Annotated in this window: 20 protein-coding genes; 17 read left to right on the forward strand and 3 right to left on the reverse strand. The window is 45.7% G+C overall.

Annotated features, from left to right (window positions below):
- From GX089_08365 to GX089_08400, 8 genes are all read left to right on the forward strand, one after another.
- On the forward strand, positions 1–877 hold an 877-nt coding region (locus GX089_08365; GenBank protein ID NLP02493.1), incomplete at its 5' end, for an ATP-binding domain-containing protein.
- An 11-nt stretch (positions 878–888) separates the two neighbouring features.
- On the forward strand, positions 889–1,176 hold the full coding sequence (gene gatC, locus GX089_08370) for an Asp-tRNA(Asn)/Glu-tRNA(Gln) amidotransferase subunit GatC (GenBank protein NLP02494.1): 288 nt from the start codon (positions 889–891) through the stop codon (positions 1,174–1,176).
- A 5-nt stretch (positions 1,177–1,181) separates the two neighbouring features.
- Entirely contained in the window at positions 1,182–1,946 is a 765-nt protein-coding gene (gene kdsB, locus GX089_08375; protein ID NLP02495.1) for a 3-deoxy-manno-octulosonate cytidylyltransferase, read from the forward strand.
- Positions 1,909–3,357, forward strand: coding sequence for a response regulator (locus GX089_08380; GenBank protein ID NLP02496.1), 1,449 nt, complete (start codon positions 1,909–1,911; stop codon positions 3,355–3,357). Before kdsB ends, GX089_08380 begins: the two co-directional genes overlap by 38 nt.
- The gene (locus tag GX089_08385) at positions 3,354–3,797 is read left to right on the forward strand and encodes a helix-hairpin-helix domain-containing protein (GenBank protein NLP02497.1); all 444 of its coding nucleotides are present in this window, start codon (positions 3,354–3,356) and stop codon (positions 3,795–3,797) included. The genes GX089_08380 and GX089_08385 overlap by 4 nt, the downstream gene beginning before the upstream one ends.
- A 119-nt stretch (positions 3,798–3,916) precedes the next feature.
- The gene (locus GX089_08390) at positions 3,917–4,828 is read left to right on the forward strand and encodes a pilus assembly protein PilM (protein NLP02498.1); all 912 of its coding nucleotides are present in this window, start codon (positions 3,917–3,919) and stop codon (positions 4,826–4,828) included.
- A gap of 3 nt (positions 4,829–4,831) precedes the next feature.
- Positions 4,832–5,749 carry a hypothetical protein gene (locus tag GX089_08395; protein ID NLP02499.1) on the forward strand — a complete coding sequence of 306 codons (918 nt, stop codon included), beginning with the start codon at positions 4,832–4,834 and terminating at the stop codon, positions 5,747–5,749.
- 1 nt (position 5,750) lies between these two features.
- Complete coding sequence (locus GX089_08400) at positions 5,751–6,329, forward strand: methyltransferase (GenBank protein NLP02500.1); 579 nt, start codon at positions 5,751–5,753, stop codon at positions 6,327–6,329.
- 14 nt (positions 6,330–6,343) lie between these two features.
- On the opposite strand, the gene GX089_08405 is transcribed toward GX089_08400, so the two are convergent.
- Complete coding sequence (locus GX089_08405) at positions 6,344–7,768, reverse strand: hypothetical protein (protein NLP02501.1); 1,425 nt, start codon at positions 7,766–7,768, stop codon at positions 6,344–6,346.
- 439 nt (positions 7,769–8,207) lie between these two features.
- On the opposite strand from GX089_08405, the gene GX089_08410 reads away from it, so the two are divergent.
- The 6 genes from GX089_08410 to GX089_08435 all read left to right on the forward strand — a co-directional run bounded on the left by GX089_08410 (position 8,208) and on the right by GX089_08435 (position 13,424).
- On the forward strand, positions 8,208–8,606 hold the full coding sequence (locus GX089_08410) for a T9SS type A sorting domain-containing protein (protein ID NLP02502.1): 399 nt from the start codon (positions 8,208–8,210) through the stop codon (positions 8,604–8,606).
- 9 nt (positions 8,607–8,615) lie between these two features.
- Complete coding sequence (locus GX089_08415; GenBank protein ID NLP02503.1) at positions 8,616–10,022, forward strand: hypothetical protein; 1,407 nt, start codon at positions 8,616–8,618, stop codon at positions 10,020–10,022.
- Positions 10,023–10,350: 328 nt separating this feature from the next.
- Positions 10,351–10,836, forward strand: coding sequence for a pantetheine-phosphate adenylyltransferase (gene coaD / locus GX089_08420; GenBank protein NLP02504.1), 486 nt, complete (start codon positions 10,351–10,353; stop codon positions 10,834–10,836).
- 18 nt (positions 10,837–10,854) lie between these two features.
- Positions 10,855–11,652, forward strand: a complete 798-nt coding sequence (locus GX089_08425; protein NLP02505.1) for a rhomboid family intramembrane serine protease — start codon at positions 10,855–10,857, stop codon at positions 11,650–11,652.
- Positions 11,653–11,694: 42 nt separating this feature from the next.
- Entirely contained in the window at positions 11,695–13,077 is a 1,383-nt protein-coding gene (locus GX089_08430) for a SpoIIE family protein phosphatase (GenBank protein ID NLP02506.1), read from the forward strand.
- Between the two features lie 2 nt (positions 13,078–13,079).
- Complete coding sequence (locus GX089_08435) at positions 13,080–13,424, forward strand: STAS domain-containing protein (GenBank protein NLP02507.1); 345 nt, start codon at positions 13,080–13,082, stop codon at positions 13,422–13,424.
- Between the two features lie 7 nt (positions 13,425–13,431).
- On the opposite strand, the gene GX089_08440 is transcribed toward GX089_08435, so the two are convergent.
- Together GX089_08440 and GX089_08445 are read right to left on the reverse strand one after the other, a co-directional pair.
- Complete coding sequence (locus GX089_08440; GenBank protein NLP02508.1) at positions 13,432–14,748, reverse strand: HD domain-containing protein; 1,317 nt, start codon at positions 14,746–14,748, stop codon at positions 13,432–13,434.
- Positions 14,749–14,757: 9 nt separating this feature from the next.
- Positions 14,758–16,692, reverse strand: coding sequence for a DUF342 domain-containing protein (locus GX089_08445; protein ID NLP02509.1), 1,935 nt, complete (start codon positions 16,690–16,692; stop codon positions 14,758–14,760).
- Positions 16,693–16,905: 213 nt separating this feature from the next.
- Between GX089_08445 and priA the strand changes: the two genes are divergently transcribed.
- The 3 genes from priA to GX089_08460 all read left to right on the forward strand — a co-directional run.
- Positions 16,906–19,137, forward strand: a complete 2,232-nt coding sequence (gene priA, locus GX089_08450) for a primosomal protein N' (GenBank protein ID NLP02510.1) — start codon at positions 16,906–16,908, stop codon at positions 19,135–19,137.
- 59 nt (positions 19,138–19,196) lie between these two features.
- On the forward strand, positions 19,197–20,216 hold the full coding sequence (locus GX089_08455; GenBank protein ID NLP02511.1) for a flippase-like domain-containing protein: 1,020 nt from the start codon (positions 19,197–19,199) through the stop codon (positions 20,214–20,216).
- The coding region (locus GX089_08460) for a glycogen synthase (protein NLP02512.1) at positions 20,200–21,626 on the forward strand (1,427 nt) is incomplete at its 3' end. The genes GX089_08455 and GX089_08460, both read left to right, overlap by 17 nt.

Genomic DNA, 21,626 nt, shown 5'->3' on the forward strand with positions numbered 1-21,626 from the left:
CTGCGATCTCTCTCTTCTTGGCAGCCGCTATCAGAAGGGCTTTTCTGATTTGCGTTCTCTATATGAACTGCTCAGGGAAAAGAAATCAGACTCTCCTCATGAAATCCTGAATTCTGTGCTGCAGTTGTCAGGGTACATGGATATGCTGTCCTCAGAAGAATCTGAGGAGTCGCTTGGCAGAATTGAAAATATCAACGAGCTTTCCTCTGCTCTGGCTGCCTGGTCAAATGAGAATCCCGGCAGGAATCTGGCCGATTTTCTGGAAGAGGTTTCTCTGATCAGTGATGTTGATTCCTGGGAGCGCAGGGATGATGCTGTCAATCTTATGACACTTCACTGCGCAAAGGGCCTGGAATTCAAATATGTATTTCTGGTGGGTCTTGAGGATGGCATTATTCCCTCCAGGCAGAATCTTGACGATGAGGTCAAGATGGAGGAGGAGCGGAGGCTTCTGTACGTTGGGGCCACCAGGGCGATGGAGAAACTGGAGTGTTCCCATGTGGATCAGAGGTGGCGCTTTGGTGACCTGTTACGAAGCTCGCCATCGCGTTTTCTCAGTTCGATTCCGGAAAATCAGTATCAGTTCAGGGATGAAAGTACGAATTTCGGGCTGCAGCCCTCCCAGAACAGAACCATATCAAAACCGGTACAGATGGTGACCCGCAAGCCCGAACCGGTGAAGAGGCCCGTATTTGATGAGTTCTCGCAAGAGACAGTAGAATTCCGCATGGGACAGCATGTAAAGCATAAAATCTATGGGCGGGGGAAGATTCTGGGTATAAGTGGTTTTGGTGATGATATGAAACTTACAGTTTTATTCAACGATGGTGCCAGAAGGAAACTTATGGCCAAGTTTGCCAATTTCGAATCAGTCTGAAAGGGGCTTATATGATAGATCGCGATACAGTCCTTCATATCGCAAAGCTGGCGAGATTAAGTTTGACAGAGCAGGAAGTGGAGAAAATCACTGTTCAGTTAGGGTCTACTCTGGAATATATTGACCAATTAAACAGGGCAGACACCAGCAATGTTGAACCTACCTGTTTTATAGCTCCTCTTCACGATCCTCTCAGAGATGACACCCTGAAACCATCATTGACTCAGGAAGAGGTCTTGCAGAACGGACCCAGTGTCAAAAAGGGCTTTTTTGCTATTCCCAAGGTAATTGGCGGCTGAAGACTATGTCACATGATATCGTTTGCGTAATTCCTGCCAGGTACGGCTCGACCAGGCTTCCAGGCAAACCTCTCTGTGAAATCAACGGGTTACCGCTTGTTATGTGGGTGTACAACAGTGCCATGAAGGCGGGGGTTTTTGACCGGGTTATCGTGGCTACCGATGATCAGCGGATAGGGGATGCGGTCAAAAAGCATGGGGGAGAATACGTGATGACTGCTTCGGACCATGCAAGGGGTACAGACCGTGTTTACGAGGCTGTCGGCGGTCTGAAATGCACTCATATCGTGAATCTTCAGGGTGATGAGCCGCTGGTGCCAGCTTTTGTTCTTGAGAAATTTGTTTGCGAGCTGAAAAAAATTGATCACAATTCCTTGCTTACCATTGCCTCTGATGCTACAATGAATGAAAGGGACAATCCCAATGTAGTCAAGGTAGTTCTTAATCAGGAAGGAGATGCTCTGTATTTTTCCCGTTCCCCCATACCTTATGACTGCAAGGGGGAAGGTACTTTTCTGAAGCACAAAGGAATCTACGGATTTACTTTGGAGAGTCTGCGCAGGTATTGCGGATTTCCTCAGGGAGAACTTGAAAAGCGGGAAAGTCTTGAGCAGTTAAGAGCTCTTGAGTACGGGATGAAGATCCGCTGTCTTGTGTGCAATTTCGAATCCATCGGGATCGATACTGCCGAAGATCTGCAGCGGTTTCGTTTACAAGTAGCAACGAGATCTTATGGAGAGCAACCGGAAGCAGATTCTTATAGTAGATGATGAAGCGTCTATATGTGAGATACTGGCTCAATTTCTGCGAAAAAAAGGTTACGAGGTATTTACAGCAGGAAGTGGCGAATCAGCTCTTGATATCCTGAGCAATGAATCGATTGACCTGGTCGTGACTGATATTAAGATGCCGGGTATTTCAGGAGTGGACCTCCTTAAGTACATAAATGAAAACCAGCAGACTATCCCGGTTCTGATAACAACCGGATTTCCAACTCTCGATACCGCCATCGAAGCCCTGAAATTAGGTGCCTACGATTATCTGACAAAGCCTTTTCATCTGGAGGAGATAGCTGAAAAGGTCAAGCGTGCGATTATAAGCAAGCAGCTTGAGGAGGAAAACCTCCTTTTCTCAAAGCTGGTTTCACTCCATGAAGTTACAAAAATACTGGCCTCCACACTCGAAATCATTGATCTTAACCACAAATTTCTTGATTATTCCATAAAAATGTCAAAAGCAGATTGTGGGGCACTTCTTTTTTCCGACAGTTCTGGAAAGATGATAATTTCGGAAATTGCCGGAGAGGGATTTGATAAATCATACTGGATGGGGCAGCCGTTTGTGATGGCTTCAAAGTGGGTAGCTTCAAATGAAGAACCGCTTTTGCTGGAATCCGGAATGCATTCCCTTCCCTCAGGACTCATTCCCATTCCCTCTCAACTGCAATCGTTTATTTCGTTTCCCCTCAAGACTCCTTCACGGACTATCGGTGTTTTGAATCTGGCAAGACTTGCCGGGCGGGGTTCATTTTCCAATCTTGACCTTGAGATAATCAATGTGCTGGCATCGCAGGCAAGCATTTCGATAGAGAACGTAAGGCTTTACCAGAATATAAGGGACAATTATCTGAAAACGATAAGGGCGTTTGCTCTTGCTGTGGAGGCAAAGGATGAGTACACTCACGGGCACTCTGAAAATGTGATGAAGTATACAGTGGTGCTCGCAAAGACGCTCGGTCTTTCGGATGCGGATATTGAACTGGTAAAGTATGCCGGATTGCTTCATGATATAGGAAAGATCGGTATCAGTGAGTGTATTCTCAATAAGCCGGGAAGGTTGACACCTCAGGAGTTTGAGGAGATCAAAAAACATCCGGAACTGGGAGTACGCATTATTTCCGATGTCCCTTTTCTGAAGTCTCTGGTTCCGCTTGTTCTCCATCACCATGAATTTTATGCCGGAGGCGGCTATCCTACAGGTATAGCAGGTGAGGATATTCCTTTTGGTGCGCGTATTCTCAGTGTGTCGGATGCGTATGAGGCAATGACTTCGGATCGTCCTTATCGAAAATCACTGCCCCAGGAAGTAGCATTCAGTATATTGGAAAAAGAAAAAGGAAAACAGTTTGATCCCATGATAGTTGATGCTTTTCTGGAGATTATGCGTCCAAACGGTAAATAACCGAAAGGAATCCTGTGGCATGCAAGGAGAAGAATTCTGTTTCCGGAAAACCATCAGGGGGTGCAAACTGTATCTCCAATAAAGCTGTTGGTCTGCTTCGGAAGCCTTTTTTTATCACTTTTTTCTGGATTTCCGGAGTGTGCTTCTGGATTGTTTTGTGGATCGCCGGCTTTCGGGACGAAAACAGAGTACTACTGGAAATCAAAGAATCTCATTTAATTGCCGGAGTTGCACCAGACCAGGGTGAAAATTGTATCGATATAAACACTTCAGGAATACAGAATCTGGTCCTTTTACCTGGAATCGGACCTGCCCTGGCAGATAGAATTGTCAAGTTCAGGGAGGAGAATGGGCTTTTTAGAAGGGTCTCTGATCTTGGGATGGTGAAGGGAATCGGCCCGGAGAAGCTTAAGAGGATTGAAAACAGGGTTTGTTTTTAGCTGTCTGAAAAATGATATTTAAGTAAAAGATAACTACTCAGGTCTTCTGCTTGTTTAAGTTTGCCGAAGCATGAATGGTTACGGATAATTAAGCCAAGCAGGTCTTTTTCTCGGAAAATATGAAGAAATCTCCCAGATATATAAGCGGGCTGGACATTCAGAATGACTATATAAGTGTCACCCAGTACTCTTTTGAGCAGGATGCAGTGCTTCTCATTGCGATTCAGCCGGTTTCAACTGTTGAAAACATTGATCAACTGCAAAATACTGAAAACAAGCTTAAGGAGCTCAGGGGAAAGTTCAAGTTCCACAGCCCTGATGTGGTCTGTTCGATTGCTTCAGATTGCGCAGTCATCAAGCATATCAGTTGTGACAGGGATGAGCCTGACCTGAAGGGTATGGTTAAGTGGGAACTCAGTCAGCAATTGATAAGTCAAGTTGACCAATATGTATTTGATTTTCAGGAATTACTTTCTTCCAATGGCAATTCGAGAGATGTCCTGGCAGTTGCATTCCACTCTGAGAGTGTCAAAAACCTCACTTCGATGCTGAAAAAACTCAAGCTGAATCCTCTCGTTATGGATCTTGATATCTTCGCGTTGATAAACGTACATGAGGCCAATTACAAAGAGAATATCCCTTTCAATACTATTATCGTTCATGGTGAGAGCGAAAAGACAAAGATGGTTCTGACAAAAAACGGGGTATTTCTGGACAATGATTCTTTTGAATACAACTATGAAGCAATCGATCCGGTTTCATATTTCCAGCGACTGCAGGGAGAGATCAGCAGATTTGCGGGTTTATCAGGTATAAATGCAGGAGATGGATCTCTGCGGATACTTTTTACCGGTTCTCTCTTTTGTCAGGAAGAATTCAGAGATGCTGCCGGGGGGTTTATGGGAAATGGTGAAATTTTGAATCCATTCCGAAAAGTCAATTGCTTGGCCGGGGTCGATGAAGAGAATCTTGCAAAGTACTCTCCTCAACTTGCTGTTGCTGTAGGCCTGGCACTTCGCGGGGGCAATTAGTTCATGATAAGAATAAATTTACTCAACGACTCCAGGCTTAATAAAGATAAGAAGAAGATATCTCCAGTGATACCTGTTGGTGCTGCCGGATTGATTATTGTCATCGGTGTGATCTCAGCGATACTTTTCACACGAAAGCCGGAAGCTCCTAAAGAAGTTTTGACTGAAAACAAAGGCATCGAAGTTACAGATTTCAAACCTTCAACACATGCCAGATCTGCAATTGTTGAGGATGTTGTCCGGGAACTGAGTCATTCAGAATCGCAAGAGTCCAGAAAAGGAGTGCTTGACATCCCTTACCAGGAGATGTCTGTTATCGAGAGAATCAACTATGAGGTACTCTTTGGGAAAAAAGTCTTTGAGGTACTAAGCAGGGCGGTTCCCGACGGGATCGGGTTAAAGACCCTTGAGATTGAGAATTTCCAGACTGTCTATGCTCTCGGCATAAGCTCTCAGCGGGATGAGATCACTCAGACTTTCAGTGCTTTCCGTCAGGAGCGTATGGAACTGCTTCCAAAGCCGCATTCCTATATTACATCAAATCCTCAGAACGGGTACAGATTTGTCGTTACCTGTAAAGCAGAGCTTGGATTGGACCTCTCTGATCCTTTTCAGGCAACAGATCAGCTTCCGCCAAGAGCCGATCTGCCGGTTCTGCTCAAGACTATAACCGATCTGGCATCACAGGTTGATGTCAAGTTCAAGGCTGATCCGGTGCAGGTTTCCGCAGAACGGGCAGGAGCTTACAGACGTTTTGTTTACCGATACACCGGTACCAGCACGTATAAAGATTTTGTGCGGCTGGTCCTGCGTTTACATCAGGACAGAGTACCCTGCGCATTCAAAAAAGTCACAATCAAGGCCAGAACCGAGACGGTAACCGATGTCAGTGCGGAAATACTGCTGACTCTCAAAGACTAACATGAGACTGAGGATAATCTCCGGGAAACTGAGAGGCCGGTTCCTGGTACTTCCCGACAAAGGCAAAGCTTTTCGTCCTACACTTGAGCGTACACGCGAATCTGTTGCTGAAATAATCAAAGCGTATCTTCCCGATGCTGTTGCTGCTGATCTTTGTGCAGGCAGCGGAGCATTTGGTTTTGAGATGTTAAGCAGGGGATGCAGCAGAGTTGACTTTGTAGAAAAAGATTCCCGCAGAGCGGCTGATATAGCCAAAAATGCTGAGAATCTCGGTGTCAAGGAATTCTGCCGTATATACAATCAGGATGTAAGGACATTTATTAAGAACACAAGTAACCGATACGATGTGATCTTCTATGATCCTCCTTACCAGAGAGATGATCTTGCAGCGCTGGTTCCGGAGATAACCGGCCTTCTTTGCGATGACGGGATTCTTGTTTACGAGAGGAGCAGGGATGGTAAGGGGGGGCCGATGGAGCCGTTTGATAGAAGAGAGTTCGGTGACACGGTTGTGGAGTTTTTCAGGAAAACGGATTTCGGCGGCATTAATACCGCCTATAGCCAGATTGAGCCAGGTTAACCGGGCTTCCTTCATCAATACTCCAGCAGGTAGGATGCTTCTTCTATCGCCAGTTTTTCTCCGGGTATTCTCAATGATGTCTTCTCACCGGTTCTCCACAGTACCTCCAGTTCCCATTCATCGCTGTCCTGAAGAACCTCTACTGGTACGCTGAAAAAGTTCTCTGCCTCGGTTGCCCAGTGAAGGCTCTGCCAATCTCCGTTGTTTGATTTTCTGGCTCTCATTTCTAAAACTGCACCAGGACCATTGCGAACCTGAACCAGTGACCACCATTTCCCGCTTCCTGCTTTAACGAACAGTAATGGCTGCCCGTCAGATACTCCCTGGGCCTCATCACAATTGACCCATTCCCATTCTCCTGAATACCTTCCCGGCTGATCTCCCATTATTTCTCCGGCGGGAGCCCCGCCAAGATCGATCCCACAGTTGTCATCGGGACATTTGTCCATGATTCGGACGATTGTGCTGCGGATCTCTCCCTCTCTGGTACGTACGCTCACCTGTGCACAAGCCCCGCAGATCTGTCCTCCCTGCCACTGTCCTTTGAGATCACCAGGAAACTGGTGCACATTTATTGCGGCATAATAGCGGATTCCTGTTGATCCGTAATTGCAGGCTCCGCCCTGAGAGGCTTCCGGATCACTTACTGCCCCGTAGGTGGTCACATCGCCCATTCCACCATTATTTGAAAAGACCGGGATTCCAGGGGTTGCATATCCCGTGCCCGCAGGCATCAGCTTTACTTTTATATCACTCTGTATCGCAGAGGTAATTGCCATCCTGAGAGTTTGTATCCCTTCAGCGGAGAATACAAGTATGTCTCTGAATTCCTCAGCCTGAGATTTTTTCATAGAAATCTCATCTTTACCACTAATAAAATCTGGTTTTCCATAAAAAACACCATTTGAGCATACCATGTACCTTATAACTGTTTTATTCTCCCGGTAATTTACTACTGCCAAATACACCCCGGAAGGCATTGAAGCCAGAGGGAGCCTGAGTTTCTGACCTTTATTAACACCTGAAACTACGGATGAACTGTAAACTTTTCTTCCTTCAGAATTATAGATCATTACTTTAGCATCGTGACCTGTTTTAAGGTCAAATTTCAGCACTGTCCCATCCGTTGTGATAAACGGCACGTTTCCAATTCTCTTATCGGGTAATGAGATGTGCGTTTCACTGGTCAGTTCGAATCTCCCGGATCGATCGGTGAAAGTGCTTAATGAGTCTCTTTTATAAAGAGACACTCTGGCTTCGGATATGGGCTGATCGAGTTCATCCAGTACGATTCCGGAAAGATGGATTTCGTTGCTGTTTGTGATCCGGTAAAGGCACATGAAAGGAAGCATCAGCAGGAACAGTCTGGATGCATTTTCTTTTGATAATTTATTCCGGTTCAGACTGGAATTCCACAAGATGGCAGTCAATGTTTCCATTTTGGTCTGCATTGTTAAAATTGTAAATTAAAATAGTGCATGTGCTTATTTAGTGTCAATTTTAAGTCTGTTGTTGTGACTGGTCACTTTTATGATGAATAATATCTCGATTTTTTTGTCGAGACTTCAAGTGGCAATCTTTAATACCAGAAAATTCAAACACAAATGCAAAAAATGGAGAACTACAGAGTTCACAAGAGATTTGTACAAAACAAATTTTATTCAAAACTCATTCTTCAATGTTGAATTAAGATAAAGAAAGTTACATTCATCTTCTGTTAAATTCTGAACAGTTGCTGAATATGAGCTTTACAGGAGTTTAGTAGTGATATACTAGTTTCTACTGAAATAGCTGCCCAATTACTTTTGTTCACGAAAAAATGTACAATTAATTACAAATAATTGTGGTACCAGTGTCAGACAGAAAAAGGAGCATCTTATGAAATACACAATATTAACCCTTACCCTTCTACTAAGTATCACCATCACCTGGAGTGCTGAATACTACATTGCCAGCGGTACAACACCTGTGTTCACCCTTGCACCTGGCAAAAAAAGCGGTACACTGCCGGTTCGAATGGTGCAGAGCTTTGAACACAGAAAGCTCTCGATCAGTGCTGCAAAAGGAAGTGTAAACATCACTCTGCCTTTCGAAAAAAGAATGGGCAGTTCAGAAATATCCTTTTACAACATGACAGGGAAACTTGTGTACCGTAAAACCGATTACAGAGAATCTTCATTCTCTCTCCCGACTGCCCGTTTTGCAAACGGGATCTACTTTGTGAGGGTTTTGGTAGCCGGTAAAAGTTACTCACATCGCTTTGTGGTTACACAGTGAGGAGAGAAAATGATGAGAAACATAATAATAAAAAGGTCTTCGGTGATCCTGGTTTTGATTCTTTCTGCCTCTGTATCTGCCCGGTATCTGGGGGTTACAGGTGTTTCTGTTGACAGTGTGTGGAACAGTGACAGCTCATGGAACGATGGCAATGGTGATCCGCAAAAGAGGGAGAGCCGTGACTGTATTATCAGTTTTTCTCTTCAGGGCATTGGTATGGCAAGGATCTCTGTCGGTATATCCATCGATAGTGGAGAAACATGGACAAATGATTCCAATCTGCTGGTTGTTCAGGAAGATGCACTTGAAAAGCTGTTTGTGACTGATAAGCGCCATTCAATTAAAGTACGGGTACCTGGGGCAAACCGGGATAATGTGGCATTCAGGGTGACCGCAAGACAGGTAAAACCGGATATACAGGGTCACAGTGAGGTCGTAAACAAAAAACCTGGTGAAAACATCGAGATACCGTTTAATCTCAGGATAAACAATGAATTGTCAAATGAGGGATATGTGCCTGTTCAGAAGATTTACTGGGATGTATACGGGGACAGCATTGTAAACGATTCCACTTCAGGAGAAAATATACTTTCCTGGACATGGAAAGCACAGGTTCCACAGGGTGATTATTGGCAGAGAGAAAAAATCGTTGCATGGGCCCTGGATAGCTATGGTTTTATATGTGATCCTGAGACACTGAAAGTTATATTCGCTCCGCCGATAATCTATGATGAACCAATTACAGACCCCGATGGAAATGTTTACAGAACCATAAAGATTGGAAACCAGGTATGGACAGTGGAGAACTGGCGTTCGACAAAGTATGCTGACGGGACACCCATACCTCATGTGACTGGAAGCAGTGAATGGAAGGGTTTGTCAACTCCGGCTTACTGTTTCTACGAAAATACCACCGATGAAGACAGTATGGTGCTTTTCGGGGCATTGTATAACTGGTATGTGGTAAACCCTTCCAACCCGAAAAGCATAGCACCATCAGGATGGAGAGTACCATCGGATGAAGACTGGGCTGAGCTTGAAGAGTATCTTGGTGCGAATGGTTACAACTGGGTTGACACAGCTACGGGGAATCAGGTTGCCAAGGCTTTGGCTTCTGATGCAGGAGAGTGGTATGAAACTATATGGGATCCATTAAAGGCATATGAGATACCAGGAATAATAGGATATGATCTGGGCGCAAATAACAGCAGTGGTTTCTCTGCTGTGCCCGCTGGTTTACGTAATAACTTTGGTACTTTTGTCAACGTTGGCATTCTCTGTTACTGGTGGTCATCAACAGAGGAAAGAAATACTGCATACGCTCGTCACCTGACCTACAACATGGCTATGGTGTACAGGAGCAGCTATGGTAAGAAGGACGGTTATTCTGTGCGGTTGGTAAGGGATGCTGAGTGATAGCTCCGGTGACACGGTGAATCTGCCGGCCGTAGGACGTTCCAACCGGAACGGATCGCTATGTGGGGGAAATAGCAGTCCCCACCCGGAACCTGAAAGAAAGAAGTTTCCCTGAAGTAATTACTCACAGATAAGAGAAATATTTCCTCGCAGATCCGTCAAAATGACAAACTAGTCTATTTCTCATATTGAAGTATTGTTGAAATAACGAATAGACAGTATTAAAACCTCGTTGAATTCAGACCGATTCCCAATGGAAATAATTATTTTATCCCCAGAGATTCGTGAGAATCATTACACTGCATTTTGATCTAAGCAAAGGCCTTGTATGAAAGTAGCAATGTATCCCGGGACATTTGATCCAATCACCTACGGGCATATCGATATTGCGGTAAGGGCGCTGAATATTTTCCCAAAGGTGATAGCTGTTGTTGCCGAAAATCCTGGAAAAAGCCCGCTTTTTTCTGTCGATGAAAGGCTTGCGATGGTCAAAGAGGCTTTCAAGGATATTACCGGGATAGAGGTGGTTAAATACTCCGGCCTGATAGTGAACTGTTTGCAAGAGTATGGCGCATCGGTGCTTATCCGGGGGCTGCGGGCGCTTTCCGATTTCGATTACGAATTCCAGATGGCATTTACAAACAGAAGCCTTCGCACCTCATCGGAAACAGTGTTTCTCATGCCCAGCGCAGAATACATATATCTTAATTCCACAATGGTAAAGCAGATTGCCCGATTAAAGGGCGATGTAACGCCTTTTGTACCCGGATTTGTGAAGCAGAAGCTTATCGAAAAGTTCAACACTATAAACTGATTGGAATCCACATTTAAGATGATGTCTTATGGAGTTCCAGGGATTCCCCGCGGCATCAAAACTCTTGTCATTGCCACTCTGGTGGTTTACTTTTTTAAGATCCTTCCCGGCGCAGGTGCTTTTATTACCTCCTGGGGGGCACTTGTCCCTTATCTGACTTTCATTCAGGGCCAGATCTGGCGTGCTGTTACCTACATGTTTCTTCATGGATCGCCTTTTCATATTCTCTTCAACATGCTGATGCTCTGGATGTTCGGGGTGGAGATAGAGAATATGTGGGGCACCCGCCGTTTTGTTGCTTTCTACCTTATTTGCGGTGCAGGTTCAGCGATGTTCAGCATTCTGAACCTCTTTAACAGTGAACTCAGCCTGATTCCAGTTATCGGGGCATCAGGAGCGGTACTTGGTGTCCTGACAATTTACGCCTACTATTTTCCTCATCGCCAGGTGCTTCTGTTCTTCGTCCTTCCGGTAAATATCAGGATAATAGTAATCGGCTACGCACTTTATTCTCTTTTTGGCTCCATCGCTCCAAGGGGCGTGATCTCCCATCTGACACATCTTGGAGGAATAGTTGTGGCACTGCTTTATTTGAAATTGTATCCTTTAATTTCTGAGTGGTACCGGCAGTTCAGGGTGGATGCATCTGAGAGGCAGATGCGCAAAGAGGCCGAGAGGAGGGCTAGAGGGCAAGGTACTTTGAGCAGAAAGTGGATCCTATTCTGGAGAAAATTTCAAAAGAGGGGATGGAGGCTCTTACTGCCGCGGAGAAAAAGATACTCAAAGAGGCGGCAAAAATTGACAAAGCGCAACTGAAGAAAGACAAGATTATTCCATTTGATCCGTTCAGATAAATAGATGAGTAATGTGAAAGAGTTCCCTGAATTTGACGATGCAGAGCTGCAGGAACTCAATAAATCTGTTCTCCTTGAGAAATACAAGGATGCTATGGAGCAGAACATAGCCCTTCATCAGGAAAACAGAAATCTTCAGAAAACCCTTCAGGAACGTAACCGGGAGATCAAGCAGTTAACCTATAATTTTGACCGGATCCGTCTTGACCTGGAAGACGAGATGGAGAAAGCGAAGCGGATCCAGGAGGGGCTTTTGCCCAGGGAATTGCCCCGGATGGTGAATGTCAAGTCTGCTTCTGTGTATATTCCCGCAGGTAAAGTCGGTGGTGATCTCTACGATATCATAATTACTCCGCGTCAGAAAATCGCGGTGCTGATTTTCGATGTGTCGGGGCAGGGAATACCTGCCGCACTTATCGGGGCGATGGCAAAGATGCTTTTTGCCCATTATATCGAAAAACTTCTCTCACCGGCGGAAATTTTCACCGAAGTCAACAAGCATCTCTGCAGATTTATCAAAACCGAACAGTACCTTACGGCCTTTCTTGGAATAATCGATCCCATAAAGAACACTATGGAGTATTCCCGTGCCGGTCATGTGCCTCCACTGGTTTATAAAAGTAAAACCGGCGATCTCTCCAGGCTGGATGCCAAGGGTTTTTTTATCGGACACACAGCACTTCAGGATATAGCGGAGTACTCCAATCAGACCGTGTCTCTGGATGCGGGTGACAAGATACTTTTCTATACCGATGGGCTGACTGAGGGGTGCAGTTCCGAGGGAAAGCTCTATGGTCTGGAACGGCTCAAAACAGTTTTCAAAAAATGTAGTTCCCTTGAACTGGAACCGCTTCTTGACTGCATTGTAAAGGATCAGGAGGAGTTCCGGGATAACACTCCGCTGAGAGATGATTTCACTCTTCTGGGCATAGAGATCGGAGATTCTGACTTTCTGCTTGCGGACTCCGGTTTTCAGCGCAGTGATGAGCCCAATATACTTGTGATCAACACTCTGTCAGAGATCGAGGATTCCTGCGCGGTGATTCTGAAGGAGATGGACCGATGCGGGTATAACGATAAAAGCATAAGGCAGTTTAAAATCTGTATCTTTGAAATGCTGACAAATGCTATCCTGCATGGAAACAGGGGGGATCCCAACAAGAAAGTTATTATCTTTTATCAGATTAATACTTTTGCCGCTGCAATCAGCGTTATTGACGAAGGAGAAGGGTATGACCCTTCATCGCTGCCCGATCCTCTACTGCCGGAAAACAGGATGAAGGACCATGGCAGGGGAGTATTTCTCATAAAGCACTACCTCGATCAGGTGGAGTTCAATGCAAGAGGCAACAGAATTCTTGGCCGTAAATTTCACACCGGGAGATGAAAATGCAGATCTCCAGCAGTAATAAGGGAAATGTAAGAGTTATCACGATGGTGGGCCAGTTCTGGCAGAAAGAGGACCTGAAGGCCTTTGAGTCTGCTGTTGAGGACTCGATCAGAGAGGGAATCTTTAATGCCGTTATCGACATAGATCATCTCAGCTTTGTAAACAGTATGGGCCTGGGGATGTTTGTAAATGCGTACAGGAGATTTACGGATGCCGGAGGGGTGATGGTTCTTTACAAGCCGCGCTCAGGCGTGCTTGAAATGCTCGAGGTTTCCGGTTTCGAGGAATTCATGCCCATCGCCGGGGATCAGAGTGAGCTTGAAAAGTATATCCCGGCTCATTGACGGCGCATTAAAATCCCAGCATCATATCGGCATTGAGTACAGAGGCGGGGTAAGCCCTGACAATCTGCAGGTTTGTGTTTTTCGAAAGATCCTCAAAACAGATCCTGTTCTCCGGAAGAATCTCTCCTTTGGGATCTGTAATCACTGATACGACCGGTTTTGAAAACGATGCCGGGTTGGCGCGTACAACTTTGCCGATACATTTGTTGCTCAGTTCCACTACGCTTCCCACAGGGAAAAGAGACATGCATTCCAGAAATGCTTTGGCATATTCTCCGGAGATAATGCCCTGACGGGTGAGCTTTACAATCGTCTCCATGGCTTTGTAGGGAATATTTGCATCATGGTAGACTCTGGGGCTTGTAAGAGCCTCATAGACATCGGCGATTGATACTATCCTGGCGTAGTTGTGGATCATCTTGCTGCTGCGCATCCTGGGATAACCCTTGCCGTTGTCCCGTTCGTGAGACTGGTAAACGACTATGGGAACCGATTCCGGAAGTCCCTTTATTTTGTCTATAAGATGAAGGCCCAGAATCGGATGTTTTCTTAACTCCGACCAGTCATCCTCATCAAGCTGCTCATTTTTATACCGGACATCTTTCGGCACAAGCAGCATCCCGGCATCATGCAGAAGTGCTCCCATGCCTATCTCTATGATCTGCTGCTCATTGTAGCCGAATGATGCGGCTATGCAAATTGACAGGATACAGACGTTGAGTGAGTGGTGGTAAACATAGTCACCCTCAGAAGGCTTGGTTCCGGAGATGTTTAGCAGGATATCCCTGTCTGTGAGGAAAACATTGACAAACTGGCAGGATATGGATCTGACCGCTTCCGCTGAAACCAGTTCTCCCTCGGCCAGAGAGTCAAGAATTGTCCTGATCCGGAGAAAGGCTCTCTGGTACATGTCTTTGATCGATTCCTTGTACTGTGCTGATCTTTCCCCGTTTGTAACCTGACGAGCGCTGTCTTTCAGCATCGGTCCTGACGGTTTGTCAGGATTCTTTCCGTCTTTTATCAGAGAGTCCAGATCCGTTCCCTTGTTGCTTTTTATCAACTGGATCAGGCCCTCTTTTCCACGCTTGATTCCTGCAAGTTCCGGAAGTCTGGCTTTTTTATAGATCTCCTCGATGTCTTCCTTTAATTCCGGGGTCTGAATCTCTTTACTGTATACAGTCTCGATACCGCGTGCTTTCATTTTTTCCAGGTATTCCTGAGAGAGCAATGTTCCGCTGGGGATCAGTACTGCGCCCTCTCTGGTGAAGTATTCCTGGATGGTTGTTGTACCTGCTTCAAGACTGGAAAGCAGAACTTCTTTCATGTATTCCTCTCAGATAATCTTTATCTCGTGGTTTACCAGGCAGACCGTTTTTGAACCGGTTATCTCTTCCCTTAAAAGTAAATGTCGCCCTCCGAACTTGAACACTGTTCCCGGAAAAGCTCCACGATTAATTTTTATATTGGCTCTGGAAAAATTATAGACTGCCTTTTCAATTGACTCCTTCTGCTCCTCTAGTTTTCTCAAGTGTACCTGATATTTATCGATAGTGTAGGCGATTTTTGCAATGAGCTCAGATGTGTTCTGAGTCTGTTGTCTTCTGATCCGGATCTGATCGAGTTCCTTCTGTGACTTTATCAGCTTTGCCAGATTTACCTTTACTTTGTTTATCTCTTCTGTGACATTCTGCAGTTCTTCGGTCCTTGAAAAATCCACTCCGACCTCAAGCAGGGTTTTTGTCCCGCTGCGGTTCCCGACTGTATTGACCACTATCTGATCGCGTGCGGTAAGCACTCCTCCTGCTGCCGAGAGCGGCATGCCGTAGATAAATATGGCTTCTCTGGCGAAAATGTTGCAATTGATTGCTTCACGGGCAATACTTACATTTTTCCAGCTCTTGACTGTCTGGTTCTTCATGAATCCCAGATTTATACTGCCTTTTGCGGTGATAATTCCTTTTCCCTGGCCGACAAAGCCATATCTGCAAAGAACACTGCCGCCGGCCTTCAGGTTTGAATCCTCTATGGCACCGCTGACCTGAAGGTCTCCACCACAGTCAACATCGAACCCTGACTTGACATCGCCATTTATTACAACATCTCTGTCATACTTTATGTTACCGGTTGAAAAATCGACATTCCCGCTAATTGAGAGTCCCTCTTCAACCTCGATAAGATCACCGTTGAGACGGACAAACCCCTCGATCTCCGACAAAAGAGAATCAGGATAATCCGGATCGGGTTTTGTATTTTCTCCCGCCGGCAGTTTGGCTGGTTTACCATCGACAGCTTCGATTTTTCTTCCCGTAACAGTCCTGCCCTCAATTCCTTTTTTCGGAGCACTCAGGGTCGCCAGCTTCTGTCCTTTTTTTACAGGCGTAATTATGCTGATGCTTTTATAATCAACACTGCCGTCAGGATTAAGCCGGGGCTTCAATGATTTTTCGGTATCGAAACAAAACACAACTTCACCGTCTTTTCCCTTTACCGGCGGAGTCCCGCTTGCGATAACAACAGGTCCCAGGGGTATTTCTTTTCCTGAGGACAGACTTGTGAAGAGTTCCTGTAAGCTGTTCTCATCGATTCCGCAGACAATTTCGCTCTTTGCAATAAGAGACCTGACCTCCTTCTCGGAGGGCATCAAACCATCTTTTAAGGCTGGATGGACATTCAGAGTTGCCGACATCTTATCTGAACTGATCGAGAGATCAACTGAGCCGTTAAAATCGATGGGGAGCACACTTGTTGTGTCGTTTTCAACTACTGCGATTCCCTGTACTTTTGAAATCACCTTTGTTCCATCATCGGAGAAATAAACACCCTCTCCCAGTAAAGGAAGGGAGTCTATGATATCCTGTTGCGCAACTACCGGCTGATTTTTGATATTTCTTCCCGGAACCGCAGCTTTTTTCGGTTGCTTCTCTGCTATAACGGTTCCTGGCGTGACTTTCTGCACCGTTGTTTCGGCCAGGCCAGTCTGCCAGAAAAATTTTGCCTTGCGTACTCGTTCTATTTCCTCAGCTTTGGAAATGCGGTTGATTATAAACTGAAAACAACCCTCGGATGCTGGTTCCGGCAATGTCCCCCTGGCAACAGCATCCACTGCAAAACTCTGTTTTGATTTATTCCATTCCAGCACAGCTTCTTTGAGCTTTGTCTCATCAATTCCATAAGTAATGCCCTTTTTATGCAGTTCAACAAGAAGAGTGCTTATGGTGATGTCTGGTGGATTAGTGCCTTGTGGCTCAATGATCAGACTGGCAGACATCAGATCATCCTGCAATTCAATTTTTATAAGTGGAGTTGTAGCAGTGGGATTGTTCTGGCTTGAGAAACTGGTTTTACTGTCTGAAATGGGCACGGATCAAACCTCTATGAAACCATAATCCGCAAAGTTCTGGATTTATGGCTGTGATGGCTGTAATTTATAGTGTTCCAGGATTGCCCGCCGGGCTCTGAAAACAGGTATAAAAAACATATCATGGTATCTCAAATCAGTCAATACCTTTCTGGTGATTCTTCTGTCTGCCACCCGGTAGTCTGTGTGGCTTTTCCCATAGCTATTCAGGGAATGTATGATTACAGGGTTCCGGAAGCATTCTACGGAAAAGTTAAGCCAGGAACCCCGGTTCTTGTTGAGGTGAAAAGCAGGAAGACCTGGGGGATGGCTGTGATGCTGAAGGAAAAATCGGAATTTCCCGAACTAAAAGAGGTTCTGGAGATCAGGCAGGGGCAGTGGGCGGATGGGAATCAGACTCTGATAAAACTATACGAATGGATAGCTTCCTACTATCAATGCGATCTGGGAAGGGTTTTTCGCCCTTTGGTCAGAAAAGGGCTGATCTCCTCAAAATCAAAGATCGTTCAGGTCTATTCAGCCTGCGGCAAAGATGATTCCGCGCTCAAGGAGTCCTACCGTGAAATACTCCGTAAAATCTCCTCCTGTGGTGAGTTTACTGTTGCAGAGGCGGAAAAAAAATACGGAATTAAAAGTTCCGCTGTGGCCTATCTTTACAAGAAGGGATTCCTGCAGAAGAGGGGAAAAGAGGTCCTGCGTGAGGCAAGTGAACTGTCGATTGAAACCTGTAAACAGCAGGTGACCCTGACGGATGAACAGCAGCAGGCTGTAGACGTGGTTATCAAGGATTTAAACTCTCCCGGCTCACCTTTTCTTCTTCACGGGATTACCGGAAGCGGAAAAACCCATGTCTACATTGAACTGGCCTCCAGGATACTTAAAACCGGCAAGGGAGTGATAATCCTTGTACCTGAAATCTCGCTTACACCTCAGACAATCCAGAGATTCAAGTCCGCTCTGGGGGATGTAATAGCTGTTATTCACAGTCACATGTCTGACGGGGAGCGCAGGGACAGCCTTCAGGAAATTGTAATGGGCAAAAAAAGGGTAGTGATTGGTGTCCGCAGCGCTATTCTTGCACCGATGCAGGATCCCGGGTTGATTATAGTTGATGAGGAACACGATCCGAGTTATAAACAGAGTGACACAGATCCCAGATACAACGCGCGTGATGTGGCTGTGATGAGGGGGCTTTATCAGAAGGCTCTTATTGTACTGGGGAGCGCTACACCAAGTCTTGAGAGTTACTATAACGCACAATCAGGCAAATACAACCTGCTGAGACTTACCGGAAGATTCGGATCTGCGACTCTTCCGGAGGTGGAGATAACCGATATGCGTGCTGAGCAGAGGGATAACAACTGGACCCTCTTTTCCCGCTCACTTGTTTCATCCATCAACAGATGTCTTGAGAACAAACGTCAGATAATCCTTCTGCTCAACAGGAGAGGTTTTTCCACAGTACTGATATGTAAAGAGTGCGGGCATACGTATACCTGTCCCAACTGCTCTGTAAATCTGCGCTATCATCGTTATGACACTACTCTTAAGTGTCATCTTTGCAATCACGAGCAGCCAGCTCCTGATACCTGTCCCAAATGCAGAGGCGAGCAGATAAAGTACAAGGGAACCGGGATACAGAAGGTAGAGGAGGCTTTAAGGGAGAAGTTCCCGTCTGCGCGTATTCTGAGGATGGATCAGGATACTACCCGCAGAAAAGGTGCCCACATAGACATACTGGGGAAATTTGCTACCGGTGAGGCTGATATACTCCTGGGGACACAGATGGTGTCCAAGGGGCTGGATTTCAAGAGTGTTGCGCTTGTGGGTGTTATTCAGGCGGATACAGGGCTGCATTTACCCGATTTCAGAGCTTCTGAAAGGACATTTCAGCTTCTCTCACAGGTAGCGGGCAGGGCAGGGCGGTCCGATTCCAGCGGAAAAGTAATAATCCAGACTTACTTTCCGGAAGAGATGGCTATCAAGGCTGCTCAGAGGCATGATTATACCGGGTTCTATGAAAGAGAGATCGAATTCCGTAAAGAACTGGGTTATCCTCCTTTTGGTAAGTTGACAAGGATATTAGTATCAGGGAAGGAAAAAACGGAGGTAAGGACAAAAATCAGGGAGATGGCTCTGTTCCTCAGGAAATCGGGAGGAGATGATCTTGAGGTGCTTGGGCCTTCTCCGGCTGTGCTGGAAAGAATCGCTAACGAGGTCAGATACTCTATTCTGATAAAGACACGTTTCCCCGGAAAAATGAACAAGGTACTTCTTGAACTGCGCCGCAGAAGCGGCCGGTTACCAAAATCGGTCAGGCTTACAATCGATGTTGATGCGATAAACATGCTCTGAGAGACAGCCTGAAAGGAAATAACTGAAATGAAAAACCGGTTTATATCATGCAATTGACAGTGGAAAAAATATTTTTCCGGGCAGGTTCTGTTCTTCGGGACAGGAGAACCGGAATTGTATTCAGGATTCTGCTGACACTCATTTTTGTTTGTCTTGTCAACAGGAGTATAAAACCCGGACAGGTTACTGCTCTTTTTGTCAAGTTAGATCTTCTTCCTTTGTGCCTGGCTTTTTTTTGCGGTATCGTATCTCTGTACCTGCAGATGCTCCGGTGGGCCGGAGTTCTCGAATACCAGGGATATAATTGCGGGAAAAAAGATGCGCTGAAAACACTTTTGTGGGGAAATCTGCTCGCTTTTATTACTCCCGGACGTACTGGGGAGTTCTTCAGGGGATTTTCACTGGACAAGACAAGAAAAGGGGCCTCAGTGATAGCTGTGGCGGTTGACAGGTTTTTTGTGCTTGCAGTCACTATTGTATTCGGGATGATTGCTGCTGTCTTTCAGATTATTGCAACCGGCAAATTACCGCCTCTGATATTTCTGGCTGCTTTAGCTCTGATTATCATATCTTTACCAGTTGTCTATTATCTGCTGAGGATTGTCAGTTCACGAAGCAGATCTCAGAAAGTGATCAGGGTATCCGGGTTCTTAAATGATTTTATCTCTGATCTGGTAAGAATGCGATGGAACAGGGCGGTATTATATTCCCTTGCTGCACAAATATTTCTCCTCATTCAGACATCACTGCTTTTCAGCATGTTTGGAGGAGTTGCATTTCGTTCGGGTGCTCTGGTTGCGGCTCAGGCTTATGCCATGATGGTTTTTCTGCCTTTTTCCATAGCTAACATAGGTGTAAGAGAGTATACTTTTGGTTTGTTTCTGAAAAATGTACCGCCCTCTCTTCCTGAAGATTCAATCGCCATTATTGCGTTTGGTGCATCGACGATGGTTCTTCTGATGAATATAATACTGCCGGCACTGGCAGGACTGCTCTGGGGAGTATCTGATGTGAAGAGGGTCGAAGTTGAGTCCGGGACGGAGTTGGAGAAGTATTTAGTTGATGAAAAAGGAAAATGACAGATTTGAACATGTTTTCAGGCTCAGGCTTGAGAGCTGGGTTCCTCTGAGAAGCAGTCTGTATGATTATTTCTCTCAGAATGAGATCGACTGCCTTGAGAGGTCCGCGAGGACTTTTAACATATCCCGCCGCAGGATAATCTATCTCTCATTTGAGAATCGTCTGGTGCAGTTCGGTGGTTTGACAGCAGTGAACCGTTTTCTGCCTGATGCTCTGGTTTCGGCAGGGGAGCAGGTCATTGTACTCTCTCCTTTTCACGCTTCGGTGGCAGCAAAAAGGGCTCTTGAGGAAAATGAGCTTGAGGAGTGTTTCCCTTTCACAGTTTTTCATCTCTGTGCTTACACAGGAAAAATCAGGTGTCTCAGAGACAGGCGCCAGAATATTCCCACTTATTACCTGGATGTGGAGAAGCAATTTACTGCCGGAGAGAATCCATATTCTTACCCGGAACCGGAGTTTCTCCTTCTCGATTCTCTCGTATTTGCGGCTGCGGTTCCTTTTGTGCTCAACAAACTGGGGATCAAAGAAAACCTGATAATCCATTGCCATGACTGGGAAACTGCGCCTGTTGCTGTCACTTCCAGATTTGCGGTGATCAGCGGGCTTCTGGAACATGCAAGGACTGTCCTTACGCTTCATAACAGTTACGATGCTGCGATTGGTAAGAGGCACAAACTGATGTTTTTCGGAAAACAGATCCCCGGCGACACTGTTCTTCAATGCTCACTTCCGATGCTCAGCGGTCCATTGACAACAGTAAGCACGGTCTTTGCTCATGAGCTTTGTCACGATCCCCTGCAAAGAGGAGTTTTTGTTAACCACCTTCAGAGTCTTTTTTCAAAAAACCCGCCTATCGGGATTGAAAACGGAGTATTTGGCTCCGGCAGAGGACCGTTTGAGCAGAGTCTCTTAAAGAAGGGCAAGAAACAGATTTTTGCAGATCTTGCCTCTAAGAAGGAGATGCACAGAGGACTCCTGAGGGAAGAGTTAAGTCGCATGATGGCTCATCCAGGTTCAATAGGCAATCTGGAGTTGTCTGAGAATGATCGTAGAACACCAGTTTTTGTGATGCTTGGGCGTCTCGATCTGATGCAGAAGGGCTATGATGTGGTTTTCCATGCTTTTAAGAGACTGCCAAAGGGAAAGGCCAGACTGATTTTCTGTCCATCATCGGGCAGCAACCCGGAAAACCTTTCCTTCTTTAAAGCAGCAGCGGAAGAGAGAAAAGGTGAGATTGTGATCTTTCCTTTCAGGATTACAAATGAGCAGTATGCTCTTTTTCTGCGTGGGTCATCATTTTTCATTATGCCCTCTTTTTATGAACCCTTCGGTTCTGTAACTGAGGCCTTTCTAAACGGGACTCCTGTTCTGGCCAGGGCTACCGGGGGGCTCTGGGGTCAGGTTAATCC

The organism is Fibrobacter sp. (assembly GCA_012523595.1).
Classification (GTDB): domain Bacteria; phylum Fibrobacterota; class Chitinivibrionia; order Chitinivibrionales; family Chitinispirillaceae; genus JAAYIG01.